The sequence below is a fragment of the Candidatus Culexmicrobium sp. genome, from assembly GCF_058356305.1.
The window spans coordinates 1-16,726 of sequence record NZ_JBTVBB010000052.1 but is presented as its reverse complement, the minus strand read 5'-3'; the positions used below and the strand labels follow the sequence as shown (position 1 = coordinate 16,726).

Below are 16,726 nucleotides of genomic sequence, written 5' to 3'. Positions count from 1 at the left end.
AAGCATAGTAGACTTCGGTGGTACTACATGGGACGCATATCCACTAGACTTAATATTCGAAAGACTATTCATATTTGATGAAAGGTATGAGCCAATACCATGGCTCTGTAAAAGCTACACTGTCTCTGATGATGGACTCGTATGGACGCTTGAATTAGTAGATAATGTAACATGGCATGATGGAAAACCATTCACAGCTGAGGACGTTAAATTCACAATCGAGTACATTCAAGAGAATAGGGCACCATGGTGGTATGGTAGCGTTGCACCCATAGAGAAAGTTGAAGTAGTTGACACCTATACAGTTCGAATATATCTAAAGGAAGTATACGTATGGTTCCTAAGGAAAATGGCAGATCTACCAATGGTTCCAAAACATTTATGGGAGAACATTCCATGGAATACAACTAATCCACCAATGATAGGTACAGGACCATTCAAATGGGTTCGAAGAATACCTGGCGAATACGTCGAATTAGAAAAGAATCCAAATTACTGGAAAGCAGGATGCCCAAAGGTCGACAGAATAATATTCCCAATAATAACTAATCCATCTGCAATGCTACTAGCCTTAAAGAAAGGTGAAATACACTATATGACTTGGTATGTGCCTCCCGCAGCAATAAGTGATGTAGCCAGAGATCCAAATCTAAAGTTATACTCCACACCCTCACCATCCTTCTACTATCTAGGATTTAATTTAAAGATATACCCATTAAGCGAAAAAGCAGTGAGAAAAGCCATCGCCATGATAATTGACAAAGAAAAAATAGTAAATGAACTATTGATGGGATGGGCTAGACCAGCCGATTGGTTCTGTGCACCAACATACGAGTACTGGTGGAATGCAAATGCTACAACACCAGAACATAACCCAGAATTAGCAGCAAAAATACTTGACGAAGCAGGTTTCATAGACATAGATGGTGATGGAATAAGAGAGATACCATTGGAATTTAAACCGGGACTTACAGTAGCATCATCTAAACCAACCTTCAATCCAGGAGAAACACTAGTGATAAATGGAAGGTTAACTACTGAAAAAATGGAGCCAATAGCAGGTGAAAATGTAACAATCACAGTTTATGATCCATTAAACAGAGTATTTCTCGAACAAGTTGTAACAACAGATGAAAAAGGAGAATTCAAAATAACATACACATTAGTTGAAGGAGTACCACTAGGTACATATACAGTTAAAGCAAAAGCACTAGGAGAAGAGGCAACTGCAACATTTAGTGTTGAACTTCCACCACCACCAACACCACCTCCACCATCATTCTGGGAATTATATGGCGGATATGTAATTGGAGGAATAGGAATTCTAATAGCATTGGCCGCTGTTGCATGGGCAACCATGATGAGAAAGAAAACCTAAGCCTAATTATTTTTTTATTCTCTAAAATAAAACAGCAGAGACAGCCACAATTAGGGACGGCGTAGAATTAATAATTAAGTTAGAAATATTCTAGGATGAAGGTGAGAGTGATGACTATAGATTTGACGTCTATAGGCTTTATACTTATATTTATAGGTTTCATGATAATATTCATAGGTACACTCATCTATGCTCTAAAACAAAGTAAAGGTGAAGTTAAAGGTGGTGGAGTAGTTTTAATTGGACCATTCCCAATAGTTTGGGGGACAGGTCCAAGAATAGTTTTAATTCTAACTATAATATCAATTATCGTCTTAATAGTAATTGCGACACTTTTAATGGTAGGGTGGTAATAATGATTAGAAAATGCGAAATATGCAATAAACGTGATGCCAAGTATGTATGCCAAGAATGCGGTAGGGAAATTTGTGAATTATGTTTTAATCCATCTCTATGGCTATGCATAGAATGCACAGATAAAATGCAAAGAGGTATCACTAAAGTTGACAAGACGGTAATTATGTCCGCAGGTTTAGATTATTTAATGAAAATATTGATCATTGGATTTATTGTAATGTTTATTGGAATCACATTAATCATGATAGCATCACTTTTAGGAGGAAAAATCTCTGGCGGTATAATAATATTTCCATTTATTCCAATACCATTAATATTTGGCTTTGGTCCAGAAGCCACCACTACAATTATAATAGCAGCAGTGCTCATGATAATATTGATAATATTAACATACTTCACTACTAGAAAGCTCTATATTGCCGAGTATTGAAAATGTCTTTAAACCTTATAAAGATATATTTTGTGAGTTGTCCACACATCAGGCAAAACTTCCACTCTCAAAGGCTGCCACCCAGGAATTTCAAAGTCGTGAGAAACAATTCTAGCACCAGATTTAAGCTCCCTTTTTAATTTAGGTTTAAGCTTCTCATTAACACTAGTGAGTAAATATAAAGTGACAACATCAGCTTCACTAATATCAACATCAAAAAAGTTACCATGAATAATTTTAACTTTATTCTCCAAATTATACATTTTAATTTTCTTTTCAATTTCATAAATTAACTGGGGTCTAATTTCCACCCCAATAGCTTTAGCTCCAAATTCTAAGGCAGCAATAATTAGGATGCGGCCATCACCAGCACCTAAATCATATACAACTTCACCCGGTTTTACATCAGCTAATTTTAGCATACGTCTTACTACAGGTTCAGGAGTTGAAACAAACGGGACATCGTAATGCAATACTTTACCTCCAAAACCAAACTATATTTCTCGTACTAATTTTCTTTACGCTCAAACACTTCAAACAAAAATACACTAATATTATAATTTACATCATAAAGCGGAAGATTTGTTAAGGAGTATGACGGTATTGAAAGAGGAGGAATATTTGTGTATAGGATAGAGCCAGATATGATTAAAAGATTAGAACTATGGATTGAAGATCAAAAAAGATTTCTTGAATACTCGAAAATTAGTTTAAAGGAACTTGAAAAGGCAGACAGATTGACCTTGATGATTGCAGCTAGAACTGCATGCTCACAGATTATGAGGACAATTAAGGGTTTTGATGGATGGCTTCAAAATCCATTAGTTATAGGATTAATGCCCTATGAAATGCTAAAGGAAATTCAAGAAAAATTATGGAAGATAATGTTTGAATTAACAAACTTCGACATTAAACATACAAGTGAATATAGAGAATATCTTAAGAAAGTTATAGCTGAAAAGAAAGTACTCCCCCCAATACCACCGAAGGAAGAAGAGAGAAGAATGACATATACAAGATGAAACTCTATAGTTATAATATGTGAAAAACAGGGAAACCTCTCTCCTCAAGGGCTTTAGCTATAAATCTCCTATGACAATGTTTGGGCTTCCTTTCAAGACACAAGATGCAAGTTACATTTGACTTGATAATTTCAATTAATTTCTCAATGCCTTCAAGAAAATCCTTACTGTTCATGTAATTAGAATAACCACCACGCCTATAACCACCAAGCTTATCACCAAGCCAAATATACTTAAAACCAGCTTCACTTAAAATTCTCTGAATATTTTCACGCTTATATTCATCTATTTTAGAAGTAGGAAAACGTCTAACATCAACTACAACTTCAACGCCATAATCTCTTAAAATATTAATTAAACTAGAAATCCTCCTACCAGAATAACCAACTGAATAAACATTAAACTTTCTATTTGAAAATAATTCCCTCACGGCTTCACCAAGCTAAACTTTAACTTCAACTCTAGATGATGAAATAACTATAGTCACTTCACTACCAACTTCAGGCTTAGGGTCAAGAGCATCCCATTCATCTTCAGTTAACCATATGGTGACTCGTGGAACGGTGAGACTATTAGGAGGTCTAAAGGGCATAACCCTCAAAACCTGTTGAACTACAGGTAAAACTTCCCTGGCAATCTCAGAATTCTTAGAAGAATAAAATACAGGTGGAGGAAGCTCTCTTTCCTCAATCAACTCAATTTTAATCATTCTACCACCTTGAGGATCACGAATCATACTCTTACTTGAAACCATGGCTTTAAACTTAATTTCCAATCTATACACCTCAAATTATGATTATGATTCAAACATATAAATGTAGACTTAATAGAATAATAAAGCCTTAAAGGACTAAAATGCAATTAAAAATGGTGTTCAATATGAAGGAGGAAAAGGTTATAGCAATAATTGGAGGAACTGGAGATCAAGGATTTGGATTAGCATTAAGATGGGCAAAAGCAGGAAAACACATTATAATTGGATCTAGAAGAAAGGAAAAGGCTCAAGCAGCAGTAGCAAGGCTAAAAAATATTTTAGGAGAAAAAGTAAGAGTTGAGGGTTATGAAAATAGTGAAGCCGCATCTAAAGCAGACATCGTAGTATTAACAGTTCCATTCTTCGGAATGATCAATATAATAAAGTCAATTAGAGACCATCTTAAAAAAGGATGTATATTCATAGACGTAACAGTCCCACTAGCATCAAATATAGGTGGAAAACCAACAAGAGTACTAGGAGTATGGCAAGGATCAGCAACAGAGCTAGCTAGAGAACTACTTCCAAAACATGTAAAAGTTGCAGCAGCATTTAAAGAAGTAAGCGCAGAAGCATTGCAGGACGTCAATTCAGAAGTAAATTGTGACACAATCGTCTGCTATGATGATGAAGAAGCAAAAAAGATCACATTCAACCTAGTCAAACTAATACCTGGAATGAAGCCTATAGACGGGGGAAAAATTGAAAATGCAAGAATAATAGAGTATCTAACAGCACTGCTAATAGGAATAAATATTAGATACAAAAGCCATAAAGCTGGTATACGCATAACAGGGATAAAAAATAAATAAGAAGCTAAGGACCAGCAGTCAAAATTTCCTCTTCAGGCGGTGGAGGAGGTATCAAACCAGCCTTCATCAAAACTTCAAGCGACTTCCTAGCTTCACTAATTATTTTAACAGCTCTCTCCCATAACTCCTGCCTGCTACGCTTAATTCTAGCAACACCCTGCTCGATAGACTTTAAAGCACATGCAACAGCCTCCTTTGGATAAACCTCCCAATCATCCATGGTTGGAATAATGTAATCCTCGTGAATACCCTTTTCTTCAGCATGTTCAGCGAGGGCGTATGCAGCTGCAACACACATCTCGTCAGTTACAGTTCTAGCCCTAACATCCAACACGCCCCTAAATATAGCTGGAAAACCAAGTGAGTTGTTAACTTGATTTGGAAAATCGGATCGACCAGTTCCAACAATCTTAGCACCAGCCTCTTTAGCCTCCCAAGGCCATATCTCTGGAATAGGATTGGCACAAGCAAATACAATGGCATTATCAGCCATCCTTGCAACCCATTCCGGTTTAATTACACCTGGACCAGGCTTCGACATAGCAATGCATAGGTCAGCCCCCTCCAATGCCTCAGCAATACCTCCAATCTTACCCTCAGCATTACTCTTCTGGGCCCACTTCCACTTCCATGGATTCTTCTCTTTCTCTATAATATCAGTTCTCCCTGGATGAAGAATACCCTTTCTATCAACCATAATTATATTTCCAGGTTTTGCACCAGCCAATTCAAGTACATCTGCACACTTAATATTTGCAGCCCCTGCACCAATCATTGCAATCTTAATTTCACTTAACTTCTTTCCGACAAGTTTCAATGCATTAATAACTCCAGCTAAAACGACAGTTGCAGTTCCCTGCTGATCATCATGCCAGACAGGGATATTCAATTTCTCCCTTGCAGTTTCTAGAATATAGAAGCATTTTGGCTTAGCAATGTCTTCTAAATTAATTCCACCAAATGTTGGCTCAATCAATTCTAGAAAACGTATTAGCTCATCTGGATCCTTGGTCCTAACGCAGAGTGGAAAAGCATCTACACCGCCAAGATACTTAAATAAAAGAGCTTTTCCCTCCATAACAGGCATTGCTGCTTCAGGGCCAATATCACCTAGTCCAAGAACTCTGGTTCCATCACTAACAACCGCAACATAGTTCCACCTACTAGTATATTCAAAGGATAATAAGTCAGGGTCCTTCTGAATCTCCCTACAAGGAGTTGCTACACCAGGAGTATACCAGATTGCAAAGTCATAGAATGATGATATAGCGCATCGCGGCATTACCTGCATTTTACCTTCATAAAACTTGTGATATGGAATTGCAAGCTTTGCAGGCTTCTTAGCCTTTTCCAAGAGCTCTTCAACAGTCACACGCTTAACCATTACGTTCACCTTGAAATATTTTCAAATGTAAAGCTTTAAGCTTTTCCACTCATGGGAAGTAGCAAGATTTAAGGCTAAGTTTACTACAGAGATAACATTAAATGTGAGGGAAAAAAATGCGATATGGAGCAATGAATAACCCATATAACAATCTAATTGACGAAATCAAACTTTTTGGAGAAAATAAATTTGACTACATAGACTTAACCCTGGAGAAACCGGAAGCAACACCTGAGATTTTAATTGAAAAACGAAATGAAATTTTAGATACTCTATCCACTTATAACCTAGAAGTTGTAGGTCATACACCTTGGTATCTAGAACTCGGACATCCCTATGAAAACGTTAGAAAAGCCTTTTTAAAAGAAGCAATCAAGATCATAGAGGTTCTTGGAAAAATCGAGATCTCAAAAACAACAATTCATCCCCTACCAGCATTCCCTAAAATATACAAAAGGAAAAAGTATAGAGGGAAGGTTATAAACTGGACTATCGAGTCAATAAAAAGAATAGTAGATAAAGCCAGCGAGTATGGAATGATCATAGTCATTGAAAATCTAGATGGAGGAAGACTTCTAAGCCTAGAAGAATATGAAGAAATAATTGCTAAAACAATGAGCTACTTCCACCTAGACATAGGCCATGCAAATCTAGACACATGTAAAAATAGGTCGATAGAATTCATAGAACACTTTGGAAGTAGAGGACTACTGAGACACGTACATATCTCAGACAATGTAGGGGGAACAATGAAGGCAGGATGGGATCTACATCTACCAATTGGAGCTGGAAAAATAGACTTCAAAAAAATCTTCAGAGCACTTAAAAAAGTTAATTATGACGATACAATGACAATAGAAGTCTTCTCAAAGGACAGAGACTACCTAATAATAAGCAGAGAAAAAGTTAAAAAAATATGGGAAGAAGCATGAAATCTCTCATAGAAATGTCAAAGATGAATGAAGACAGAGAAGTAGAAAAATTAATAAACAAAATACTTAGAGAGATAATGTCCCGAAAGAAGATTGAAAAGGCTAAGGAGAAGGTGAGGAAAATGCCTATAGAATTAAATGAAAATGAATTTGATAGAATACTTAAAAACAATCCAATAGTGGTGGTAGACTTTTGGGCAGAATGGTGCATGCCATGTAAATTTTATGAACCAATATTCAAAAAAGTAGCAGAAAAACTAGGTGGAGAAGCCATATTTGCGAGAGTAAATGTCGATGAAAACCCAAGACTAGCTTCAAAATATCAAATAATGGCAATACCAACAACAATAATATTCGTTAATGGCAAACCAGTTGAAAAAATGTTAGGACTAATAGGAGAAGGACAATTGGAAAGAACTGTTAAAAAATATCTCTAATAACAAGAAACTATATCAAGGTTAATAAGTGAAGAATTAGAAACATTAAAAGTAAAGGTAAAACCACCTAAAATTATAAGAACCCTCTAAAGAAACAACAGAAGAAAAAATCATTAAATAAAAGAGAAATCTAAAGGATTATAATGGAGGTAAAACATGAAGCTAACAGTTGTAGACCTAAAAGTTCCAGAAGGATGTAACTTAATATTAGGTCAAGCACACTTCATAAAAACTGTGGAGGATTTATATGAAGCAATGGTAAACTCTACTCCAAATGTTAAATTTGGAATAGCATTCTGTGAATCTTCAGGTCCATGTCTAGTGAGACATGATGGAAACGATGAGGAACTAAGAAAAATAGCTGTGGAAAACGCATTAAAACTATCAGCTGGACATTGCTTCGTAATAGTGATGAAAGATGCATATCCAATAAATGTACTAGATAGAATTAAAGCAACACCTGAAGTAGTGAACATAATCTGTGCATCTGGAAATCCAATTCAAGTAATAGTTGCAGAAACAGAGCAAGGTCGAGGCATATTGGGTGTGATAGATGGAATGAAAAGTAGAGGAGTTGAAGATGAAGAGAAAATTAAAGAGAGAATAGACTTTCTAAGAAAAATAGGCTATAAGAGGGGATAAACTAAATCTTAAAATTTTTCAAGGCATCCCTCAACAAGCTAAACGTTTCTCTAAGATGTTGGGATATAACCTTAGTCTCAGCTAAAACAGGCATAAAATTAGTATCTCCAAACCATCTTGGAACAACATGAAAATGTAAATGCTCTACACCAGCTCCAGCAGCTCTACCAATATTCAGTCCAATATTAAAGCCATCAGGATTAAAAGTCAACTTCAAAATCTTCACACTAAGCCTCAACAATTTAAATATCTCAAAGAATTCATCATCAGTCAAATCTTCAATAGAGAAGACATGCCTATAAGGTGCGATCATTAAATGACCATTATTATATGGAAAAGCATTCAATATAATAAAGGAGTGATCACCTCTAAATAAAATGTAGAAATCTTCATCCCTATCCAATTTAGGATATTCACACAAAAAACATTCCACTTCATCTTTAGAAGCTCTTCTAATATATTCAACCCTCCAAGGAGCCCATAACTGCTTCACTATTCAACCCCCAAAATAATTCAATTTAACAACTAAATAAAACTATCAAAATTAACAGGCAATATACTTAAAAGAATAACTAGTCGAACAATTAAATATTGAAACTTAAATCATAAGGGTGAAAACATGGCAATAGTGTCACCAACCCTTATATTCTCACATTTAAAGGAAAGAAAGCTAAAAAGATTATATCATATTCTTGAAGGAGACTTAAGAATACAGACATTCTTAAAAATGGCTAATGTAATGGCAGTTACAAGGCTAAAGTATAATGACCATGGATTAATTCACTCAAGAATAACTGCTGGAAGTGCACTTGAAATACTAGAAATACTATCTAAAGAATTAATACCAAATGCGATAAAGGATCATGGATTAAAATATGAAGATGCAAAAGTCATAGTTTTATGCGGTGCATATCTACATGACATAGGAAATGCAATTCATAGAGAAGGACACCATCTACATGGATGCTACCTAGTAAATGGTATTCTCGATGAAATTTTATTTAGCATATATAAATCAAGAGAAAGAGCATTAAAAGTAAAATGTGAAATTCTACACTGCATATATGCCCATGACGAAAAAGTATGGTGTCTAAGTCTAGAGGCAGGAATAGTTAAGGTTGCAGATGGAACAGACATGGCTGAAGGTAGAGCTAGAATTCCATATGACTTAGGCAAAGTAGACATACACTCACTCTCAGCACTAGCAATTAGAAGAGTCGAAATTGAAAAGGGAGATGAAAGACCAGTAAAAATAAAGGTTTTCATGGATAATCCAGCAGGAATTTTTCAGATTGAACAAGTATTAGCAAGAAAAATTGAAACATCAGCCATTAAGAAATACATAGAAGTGGTAGCTATAGAGGATAATAAAGAAATAAAAATATTTAGAGGATAATTACCATTTCTTAACTATTGCAAAGAATGATAGAAACATTAATGCAGCACCCACCAGCATAAAAAGTATTTGCGACGCTTCCCCCACCACTATTGATAATAGAAAGGTAATCCAACCTGCACCAAATATTAGTAACCAGTGATTTATAGGCCTACTGTCTTTCCTTTCTTCTTCCTCTGCTCCCATCAGTTCATCCAACTCTACTATTCACCCTCCTTCTCAGAGGAACCTCCAGTGGAAGTTCCGAGAAATTCCCTAATTGGTGCAAGTAATTGAGTAAACTCCATTGGAAATATAAATTTCGTCGCAGGACTCTGTCCAATAGCCTTTAGGGCTTCTAAGTATTGTAGAGTCATAGTCTTCGGGTCAACCTTACTGGCTGCCTTATATATTGTCTCTAATGCTTGAGCATAACCTTGAGCTTTAAGTATAGCTGCTTTACGCTCACCTTCAGCCTTCAAAATTGCTGCTTGACGTTCACCCTCAGCTACCCTAATAGCTGACTCACGTTTACCTTCAGCTTCTAAAATCATGGCACGCTTAGTTCTTTCAGCAGCCATCTGCTTGATCATGGCTTCCTGAACGTCCCTTGGAGGAGTAATCTCTCTAATTTCGACAGTAGTGACCTTTACACCCCATCTCTCAGTAACTTCATCTAATTTAACTCTCAAAATATTATTTATTTCCTCCCTCTTAGCAAGGACATCATCAAGTAATATATCACCAACAACCGCTCTAAGGGTAGTTGTAGCAATACCTACAGCTGCACCCTCAAAGTTTTGTACTTGAAGAACGCTTTTCAGCGGATCAAGCACTTTATAGTAAATTAGAAAGTCAATGTCCACTGGAGCATTATCCTTAGTAATACATGTCTGATGTGGAATTTCGAGATAGCGTTCCCTTAAATCTATCTTGACAGGTCTATCTACGAAGGGTAGTAGGAAAATTACTCCAGGTCCCTTAGCTCCAATACATCTTCCAAGCCTAAAAATCACTACTCGCTCATACTCTCGTACAATTCTAATTGCTGAAGCAACGAAAGCAATTATCACTAGTAGAATTATTAGCCAAAAAATCATTTGAAAGATATCTATTGCAAATAATTGCTGAAAAATCATCAAGTCCTAATCCCCAATAAAACATTAATTTTCTCCCTAATAATTTTATACGTCCAATTAATGAAATGCTATGGGGAAGAGAGTGAGTGAAACAATAAAAGCAATAACAGCTACAGCTGAAAGATATATGAGGCTTGACTTTAAATATAAATTTCAATTCATTTTAGACTCAATAATTATAGCAATGAACTTTGTCGGCTTTGGAATAATGGGATTCTTTATGGAAACAAGAGGAGAAGTACTTCCACCAGGATACACCTTCGAGAAATTCATACTTGTTGGAACATATATGTGGACTATACTGACAAAAATATACGATGACTGTACAAAGGTTTTACAAGAAGAAGCAAATAGAGGAACACTAACACTACTATTAGGAAGCAACATTACAACACCCGTAATGCTAACAGGCAGAGCATTAGCATCAACAGTAAAATACACTCTATTAGCATCCATCTTCGGAATCCCAACACTATACTTTATTGGTGCGTTAAACTTGAAAATAGAACAAATACCATTAGCAGCATTATGCTTCATCTGTTCATGGCTATTCATAATAGGATTATCGGCAGTCGTAACAGCATTCATAATGCTCTTTAAAAGAATAGGAATGATGACCATTTCAATAATGGAAACATTAATGTTCGCAATTGGATTCTACTTCCCAATAGAAGTACTCCCAAGGGAACTCTGGCCAATTCTAGGAGTAATACCATTCACAATAGGACTACAAATATTTAGAGATATATTAATACTGGGAAGAACAAGACCAGTAATAAGAGGAGTATATAGTAGCTTGGAAATGGGGATCATGAAAATGGTTTTAGGAGCAATTATTTTCCTATTAATTACATATTTAATAATGATAAAAATAACTAAACTAGCACAAAAATGGGGGACAATAGAACAATACTAGGTGATAAAATGAAAGCCGTGAAAGCAATCAACCTAACAAAAAGATTTGGAGTAGGTATAAGAAAGAAGAAAAAGATAACAGCACTAAGAAACATAAACTTCGAGTTAAATGAAAAGGAACATCTAGCAATTATGGGTCCAAGTCCATCAGGAAAAACTACACTGCTAAAAGTAATAGCAGGAATCTATCTGCCAGATGAAGGAGATGTAGAAGTCTATGGAGAAAGCGTAAAGAAAAATGCAAAGCAAGTAAGAAGAATAACAAGCTACATATCACCTCAAACCCAGTTAAATAAGAAATTAACAGTAAAAGAAACAATAAAATATTTTACAAAAATAACAGGAAATAACATTGTAGAGAATATAAGAGAATTACTGGAAAGCGTGGGAATTACAGAAGAAAGATTTAATAAAAGAATAGAAATTCTATCAGATGCACAAGTAGCAGTATTAAAGTTAGCCTTAGGACTAATTAAAAAACCAAAAATACTCCTACTAGACAACATATTTGGAACACTAGAACCAAAAATTAAAGAAATATTCTCAGCTGCAATAGAGGAAATATGTGAAGAAACAACATTAATAATGGTCGACCAGGAACTAAGAATACTAGACAAATTCTGTGAAAAAATACTACTCCTAAGCAGAGATGGAAGCATGATAACAGTAGGCTCAGTGGAGAAACTACTAGACACATATCCATACAAATATGACATAGAAGTCAAGTGTCAAAGAATACCCTCATCATCAATACTTGAAGCAATGGGATATCCATACCAGAAAATTGGAAGCTTAGTCAGATTCTATCTCACAAGTGAAAAAGAAATACTAGACCTAACATCAAAACTACTTAAAATTAAACATCTAATCACATCATTCCAAGTCTCAGGAATCGATGCTGAAGACGTATACTACTGGCTAATAAGTAAAGAGTAAACCCGAAAGATATAAGTATAGAAACATGAAATTTGGAAATGAAAACATCATATAAGGAAGGCTTTGAAAACGTGACTATACACCCATTTTCTGGGGGAACTAATTTTGACAAAAAAATGTGAACCTACATGTATATTTTTCCGATGCGTCCAAAGAGCATTAATAATTAAAGGAAGAAAATTCCAGAAATATCCTAAGAGAAATCCAAAAAAACCCTTTAGAAGAGGATTGGCTGCATTATGCTCATGGGCAGGAGACCTATGTCAAGGATCTGGATGCACATACGGATACTGCGAGAAAAGAGCACTACTACCAGACGGGACATGTGCATTAGAGCTTAGAAAAGAGAGAATTAAAGTTAAAAGTATAGAGGAAGAAGCCAGAAAAGAAGACTTAAAATTTAAATTAAAGGGAAAGACTTTGAGAAGAATAAGAGAATTAGACTACATTGAATAGCAATCATGGCTTAATCCCAAAAATACGCTGATAATATCTTGAATATAATACTGCAACAGGATTGTGACCAGTAACTCTATCCTTAGCCACCAATGTAACTACTGGAGCCCTAGAATACCTATAAAATAATGAGTCATGACCAACACATAAGCCAATCAACACATTTAAATCAGTTTCAAGTGCATTTAAAACCATTGCTTGACCAATAGGGTTACAGATAGCCTCAAACTCCCTAGAGGAAAGCCAATACTCCCTAGGTAAGCCAACATCCCCCTTATTAATACCTCCAACCTTACAGCAAACAGAAAAAACTTTGAAACCAGCATTCTCAAAAGCTTGACAAGCATAGTTAGCTTCAGTCCTCAACCCAATACAGAAAGCCACACCAATTCTATCAATATTAAGTCTCCTAGCATACTCAATAATCTCCCTAAGTCTAGGCCACCTCATATAACCTGAAGCCTCAATAATAGATGCAACCACACCCAACCTCCTAGACTCCTCATTTGATAAAAATTCTTCACGAGCCTTCTCAAGAACATCCCTCAAATTTCTCATCGGACAAAAACTTGGAAGCCTACTAAAATCACCACTATAACAAGCAAAAACCCGGCAAAAAGCACATTTTCCAGCCTCAACTCCACCCAAAATAGACACCAACCAATTATAATAGAATGAAATTAAAATTTTATCGGATCAGACATGAATAGGAAAATTAGACTAGGAATAATAATTCCATCCTCAAATACAACAATGGAAGAAGAATTCAATAAAATGAAGACAAATGACATGACCATCCACTCAGCGAGAATGAAACTAAGAGAAGTAACAATCAATAATCTAATAGAAATGGAAAAGGAAGCGGAAAGAGAAGCATTAAAACTTGCAGATGCAAGAGTAGATGTAATAGCGTATGGATGTACAACAGGAAGCCTAATCAAAGGAAGAGAACATGCAACCCAGATCGAAGTGAAACTAGAAAAATTAACTAACACTCCAGTAATTGCAACAGCAAATGCAGTTTTAAGAGCATTAAGAGAATTAGAATTAAAGAAGATTTCACTAGTAACACCATACATTAAAGAATTAAATTTAAAGGAGAAACAATTCCTAGAAGCAAACAGCATCAAAGTACTAAAAATTATTGGACTAAACATTAAGGAAAACATTAAAATTGGAGAAGTAAATCCAGACACTATATATAGATTAGCCCTAAAAGCAAATGTTGAAAGTGCAGATGGAATATTTATAAGCTGTACAAATTTAAAAACATTAGAAGTCATAGGAAAACTAGAAGAAAAAATAGGCAAACCAGTAATCTCAAGTAACACTGCAACCTTCTGGAACATATTAAAGAAAATAAACTATAAAGAAAGAATTAATGGATATGGAACGCTACTATCAGAAATCTAACCATCCAAAAAACTTCCAATCTCATTAATCTTCAACAAGATTACATTACTTTTTTCAGCCTCTCTATAGGCATTATCAGTGAAATCCCTAGCAACAACAATCTTTCTAACATCACCCCTCCACCTCTCAATATCCATAAATAATTCAGCTTTATTACAAATACTTCTAACAAGTTCATCATCCCCTAAACCCCATTCAACCTCACAAACTACAACACCAAACCTTGACACACCGACAAAATCAATTTCAAACTCCCTATACCACCAAGGCCCAAACCTATCAACCGATGGAAAATTAATTTTCTCTAAAACAACTGGCATCACATCAACAATAATCTCCTCAGCCGCCTCAGACATAAATTTAGATTCATCCTCCCTAACCAGATTAATAATAGATCTACCAGACTCAATCATCCATAAATTTGGATAAACATACTTAAACCAAAACTTAAAGAAGCGGTCAGAAATAACATATAGGCATCTCCTAGGCCTAGCAGGATTAATCTCAGTAGGAGGAATTACACGTCTAATCAAATCCATACGCTCAAGAACCTTCAAATACTCAACAGGACTCCCACGCCTAGCCTTAACCTTACTTAAAGGTAAACCCTTAACACTTGCAAGCTGAGCTAAAATTTCAGAGTAAGTCCACTTAGCCCTAGTCTCCTCAACTAAAACCCTTTCAGGCTCCTCAAGTAATGGAGCAACCTTCCTCAAAACAAGTCGATCAAGATTATCCCATAAATCTAAAGACACATCAAACCTGGATGCATAGGCTGGAGTACCGCCAAAATAAGAGTAACATCTAAACCTATTCACCTCATCTCCAGGATAGAAAAGTCTTGCATCAACATAATTCATCTGCTTAACCTTCAAAATACAGTCACACCTACCTAGAAGTGGAGAAGAACCAGATAGGGCAAGCCTCTCAACAACACCTACAGCTGAACCACAGAGAATTAATTTAAGCTCAGTCCTACTTAAAAAGCGATCCCAAGCATCCTGAAGAAGAGATATTGAAGGCTTGAATGCCTCATCAAGTCTTTGAAACTCATCAATAGCAACAATCCACCCATTAGAACCAAGTTCACCAAGCAAACTTAGAAAATCACTCCAAGTACTAGGAGGAGAGAAGCCAGCCTCCCTCAAAGAAGAGCCATATGAAGCTAAAATCTGCTCAATACTTGAAGCAATTGGAGTATAAAGATAAACAGCCCTATCAAATTGCCCTAAAACCCTAAGTATCAATGAAGTCTTACCAGTCCTCCTTCTACCATAAATTAATATAAGCTTTGCACCACTACTATTCAATACATCTAGAAGAATATTTAGCTCGTTAATCCTATTTATAAACATGTTTATCACAAACCAATTTATAACAAACTAATTTATAACAATTTCCAACAAATAAAGTTAAAGGATACTATTCATTGACAATTTCACTTAAATCGATTTCAAGCAAGTCAAGATACTTCAAACCACTACCAGTCAAGTAAAGCAGAATTCTATCATTAGGGTCAAGAACACCAGCATCTCTAAGATATAGTAGTGAAGCATGAGTAGCAGCAGCCTCAGGACATACAAAAAAGCCATTTTTAGCAAGAATCCTAATAGAACTAATAATCTCTTTATCACTAACAGCAACTGCATAACCATTAGTATCACGAATAGCCCTCAAAATAAGATAACTTGCATAAGGTTTAGGAACACGAAGACCAGCTGCAATAGTATTAGCATTAGGCCATGACTCAACAACTTCACCCTCCCCCTCCATAAAAGCTTTAACTAATGGTGCACATCCAGATGACTGGACAACTATCAATCTAGGCACATTACTCCTGGTAATCCAATCCAATTCAACAAGCTCATTAAAACCCTTCCATAAACCAATAACCCCCTCACCACCACCAGTTGGAAATATTATTGCATCTGGAGGATCCCAGTCAAACTGCTCAGCAATCTCATATGCCATCAACTTATAACCCTCAAAACGATAGGGCTGTTTATTCGTTGAAACATCAAACCATCCATACCTATCCTTAACCTTGGCAACCATCCTAGCAGCATCACTAATCAGTCCATCAACCAAATGAATCTTAGCACCCATATAATAACATTCCTTAATAGTGCTTACTGGAGCATCCCTAGGCATGAATACATGGACTTCCAATCCACCCCTAGCACCATAAGCAGCCAAGGCAGCTGCAGCATTACCAGCACTCGGAATAACAACACTCTTAACTCCAAGCTCCCTTAAACAGGAAACAGCAACACTCATACCCCTAGCCTTAAAGGTGGCAGTTGGAAGCCTACCATCATCCTTAACAAAAACACTCCTAAAACCA

Annotated in this window: 23 protein-coding genes; 13 read left to right on the top strand and 10 right to left on the bottom strand. The window is 35.9% G+C overall.

Annotated elements, in window-relative coordinates:
- The 3 genes from ACW8TM_RS11785 to ACW8TM_RS11775 all read left to right on the top strand — a co-directional run.
- Window positions 1-1,378, top strand: a 1,378-nt coding sequence (locus ACW8TM_RS11785; protein ID WP_491533498.1) for an ABC transporter substrate-binding protein, incomplete at its 5' end; no start/stop codon positions are given.
- A 110-nt stretch (window positions 1,379-1,488) separates the two neighbouring features.
- Window positions 1,489-1,731: a TIGR00304 family membrane protein gene (locus tag ACW8TM_RS11780; RefSeq protein ID WP_491533497.1), complete on the top strand. Its 243-nt coding sequence runs from the start codon at window positions 1,489-1,491 to the stop codon at window positions 1,729-1,731.
- Between the two features lie 2 nt (window positions 1,732-1,733).
- Window positions 1,734-2,165 carry a spermatogenesis-associated protein 2 gene (locus tag ACW8TM_RS11775; RefSeq protein WP_491533496.1) on the top strand — a complete coding sequence of 144 codons (432 nt, stop codon included), beginning with the start codon at window positions 1,734-1,736 and terminating at the stop codon, window positions 2,163-2,165.
- An 8-nt stretch (window positions 2,166-2,173) separates the two neighbouring features.
- Here the strand turns inward: ACW8TM_RS11775 and ACW8TM_RS11770 are convergent, their stop codons facing one another.
- Window positions 2,174-2,638, bottom strand: a complete 465-nt coding sequence (locus ACW8TM_RS11770) for a methyltransferase domain-containing protein (RefSeq protein WP_491533495.1) — start codon at window positions 2,636-2,638, stop codon at window positions 2,174-2,176.
- A gap of 150 nt (window positions 2,639-2,788) precedes the next feature.
- Here ACW8TM_RS11770 and ACW8TM_RS11765 point away from each other — a divergent pair, with 150 nt between their 5' ends.
- Entirely contained in the window at window positions 2,789-3,187 is a 399-nt protein-coding gene (locus ACW8TM_RS11765) for a DUF2153 family protein (RefSeq protein WP_491533494.1), read from the top strand.
- A gap of 10 nt (window positions 3,188-3,197) precedes the next feature.
- Here the strand turns inward: ACW8TM_RS11765 and ACW8TM_RS11760 are convergent, their stop codons facing one another.
- Together ACW8TM_RS11760 and ACW8TM_RS11755 are read right to left on the bottom strand one after the other, a co-directional pair.
- Entirely contained in the window at window positions 3,198-3,617 is a 420-nt protein-coding gene (locus tag ACW8TM_RS11760) for a DUF488 domain-containing protein (protein WP_491533493.1), read from the bottom strand.
- Window positions 3,618-3,629: 12 nt separating this feature from the next.
- On the bottom strand, window positions 3,630-3,962 hold the full coding sequence (locus ACW8TM_RS11755; RefSeq protein WP_491533492.1) for an arcadin 1: 333 nt from the start codon (window positions 3,960-3,962) through the stop codon (window positions 3,630-3,632).
- A gap of 104 nt (window positions 3,963-4,066) precedes the next feature.
- On the opposite strand from ACW8TM_RS11755, the gene npdG reads away from it, so the two are divergent.
- A complete protein-coding gene (npdG, locus tag ACW8TM_RS11750; RefSeq protein WP_491533491.1) occupies window positions 4,067-4,753 on the top strand; it encodes an NADPH-dependent F420 reductase in 687 nt (228 codons plus the stop codon).
- Window positions 4,754-4,757: 4 nt separating this feature from the next.
- Here npdG and ACW8TM_RS11745 read toward each other — a convergent pair whose 3' ends face one another.
- Window positions 4,758-6,137, bottom strand: coding sequence for an NAD(P)-dependent malic enzyme (locus ACW8TM_RS11745; protein WP_491533490.1), 1,380 nt, complete (start codon window positions 6,135-6,137; stop codon window positions 4,758-4,760).
- A 116-nt stretch (window positions 6,138-6,253) separates the two neighbouring features.
- On the opposite strand from ACW8TM_RS11745, the gene ACW8TM_RS11740 reads away from it, so the two are divergent.
- From ACW8TM_RS11740 to ACW8TM_RS11730, 3 genes are all read left to right on the top strand, one after another.
- Window positions 6,254-7,069: a sugar phosphate isomerase/epimerase family protein gene (locus ACW8TM_RS11740; protein ID WP_491533489.1), complete on the top strand. Its 816-nt coding sequence runs from the start codon at window positions 6,254-6,256 to the stop codon at window positions 7,067-7,069.
- A complete protein-coding gene (trxA, locus tag ACW8TM_RS11735; RefSeq protein WP_491533488.1) occupies window positions 7,066-7,506 on the top strand; it encodes a thioredoxin in 441 nt (146 codons plus the stop codon). The genes ACW8TM_RS11740 and trxA overlap by 4 nt, the downstream gene beginning before the upstream one ends.
- A 156-nt stretch (window positions 7,507-7,662) precedes the next feature.
- Window positions 7,663-8,148: an adenosine-specific kinase gene (locus ACW8TM_RS11730; protein WP_491533487.1), complete on the top strand. Its 486-nt coding sequence runs from the start codon at window positions 7,663-7,665 to the stop codon at window positions 8,146-8,148.
- Window position 8,149: 1 nt separating this feature from the next.
- Here ACW8TM_RS11730 and ACW8TM_RS11725 read toward each other — a convergent pair whose 3' ends face one another.
- Window positions 8,150-8,641, bottom strand: coding sequence for an HIT family protein (locus ACW8TM_RS11725; RefSeq protein ID WP_491533486.1), 492 nt, complete (start codon window positions 8,639-8,641; stop codon window positions 8,150-8,152).
- 126 nt (window positions 8,642-8,767) lie between these two features.
- Between ACW8TM_RS11725 and ACW8TM_RS11720 the strand changes: the two genes are divergently transcribed.
- A complete protein-coding gene (locus tag ACW8TM_RS11720; RefSeq protein ID WP_491533485.1) occupies window positions 8,768-9,544 on the top strand; it encodes an HD domain-containing protein in 777 nt (258 codons plus the stop codon).
- On the opposite strand, the gene ACW8TM_RS11715 is transcribed toward ACW8TM_RS11720, so the two are convergent.
- Both ACW8TM_RS11715 and ACW8TM_RS11710 read right to left on the bottom strand, forming a co-directional pair.
- Window positions 9,545-9,742 carry a hypothetical protein gene (locus tag ACW8TM_RS11715; RefSeq protein WP_491533484.1) on the bottom strand — a complete coding sequence of 66 codons (198 nt, stop codon included), beginning with the start codon at window positions 9,740-9,742 and terminating at the stop codon, window positions 9,545-9,547.
- Between the two features lie 5 nt (window positions 9,743-9,747).
- Window positions 9,748-10,662: an SPFH domain-containing protein gene (locus ACW8TM_RS11710; RefSeq protein ID WP_491533499.1), complete on the bottom strand. Its 915-nt coding sequence runs from the start codon at window positions 10,660-10,662 to the stop codon at window positions 9,748-9,750.
- 82 nt (window positions 10,663-10,744) lie between these two features.
- Between ACW8TM_RS11710 and ACW8TM_RS11705 the strand changes: the two genes are divergently transcribed.
- The 3 genes from ACW8TM_RS11705 (at window position 10,745) to ACW8TM_RS11695 (ending at window position 12,969) form a co-directional block, all read left to right on the top strand.
- A complete protein-coding gene (locus ACW8TM_RS11705) occupies window positions 10,745-11,578 on the top strand; it encodes a hypothetical protein (protein ID WP_491533483.1) in 834 nt (277 codons plus the stop codon).
- A gap of 8 nt (window positions 11,579-11,586) precedes the next feature.
- Window positions 11,587-12,513, top strand: coding sequence for an ATP-binding cassette domain-containing protein (locus ACW8TM_RS11700; RefSeq protein ID WP_491533482.1), 927 nt, complete (start codon window positions 11,587-11,589; stop codon window positions 12,511-12,513).
- 105 nt (window positions 12,514-12,618) lie between these two features.
- Entirely contained in the window at window positions 12,619-12,969 is a 351-nt protein-coding gene (locus ACW8TM_RS11695; protein ID WP_491533481.1) for a hypothetical protein, read from the top strand.
- Between the two features lie 3 nt (window positions 12,970-12,972).
- Here the strand turns inward: ACW8TM_RS11695 and ACW8TM_RS11690 are convergent, their stop codons facing one another.
- Entirely contained in the window at window positions 12,973-13,617 is a 645-nt protein-coding gene (locus ACW8TM_RS11690; RefSeq protein ID WP_491533480.1) for a DUF1847 domain-containing protein, read from the bottom strand.
- Between the two features lie 54 nt (window positions 13,618-13,671).
- On the opposite strand from ACW8TM_RS11690, the gene ACW8TM_RS11685 reads away from it, so the two are divergent.
- Window positions 13,672-14,382, top strand: a complete 711-nt coding sequence (locus tag ACW8TM_RS11685) for a maleate cis-trans isomerase family protein (protein WP_491533479.1) — start codon at window positions 13,672-13,674, stop codon at window positions 14,380-14,382.
- Here the strand turns inward: ACW8TM_RS11685 and ACW8TM_RS11680 are convergent.
- Together ACW8TM_RS11680 and ACW8TM_RS11675 are read right to left on the bottom strand one after the other, a co-directional pair.
- A complete protein-coding gene (locus ACW8TM_RS11680) occupies window positions 14,379-15,737 on the bottom strand; it encodes an ATP-binding protein (RefSeq protein WP_491533478.1) in 1,359 nt (452 codons plus the stop codon). The genes ACW8TM_RS11685 and ACW8TM_RS11680 overlap by 4 nt on opposite strands.
- A gap of 67 nt (window positions 15,738-15,804) precedes the next feature.
- A partial coding sequence (locus tag ACW8TM_RS11675) for a threonine synthase (RefSeq protein WP_491533477.1) occupies window positions 15,805-16,726 on the bottom strand: 922 nt, incomplete at its 5' end.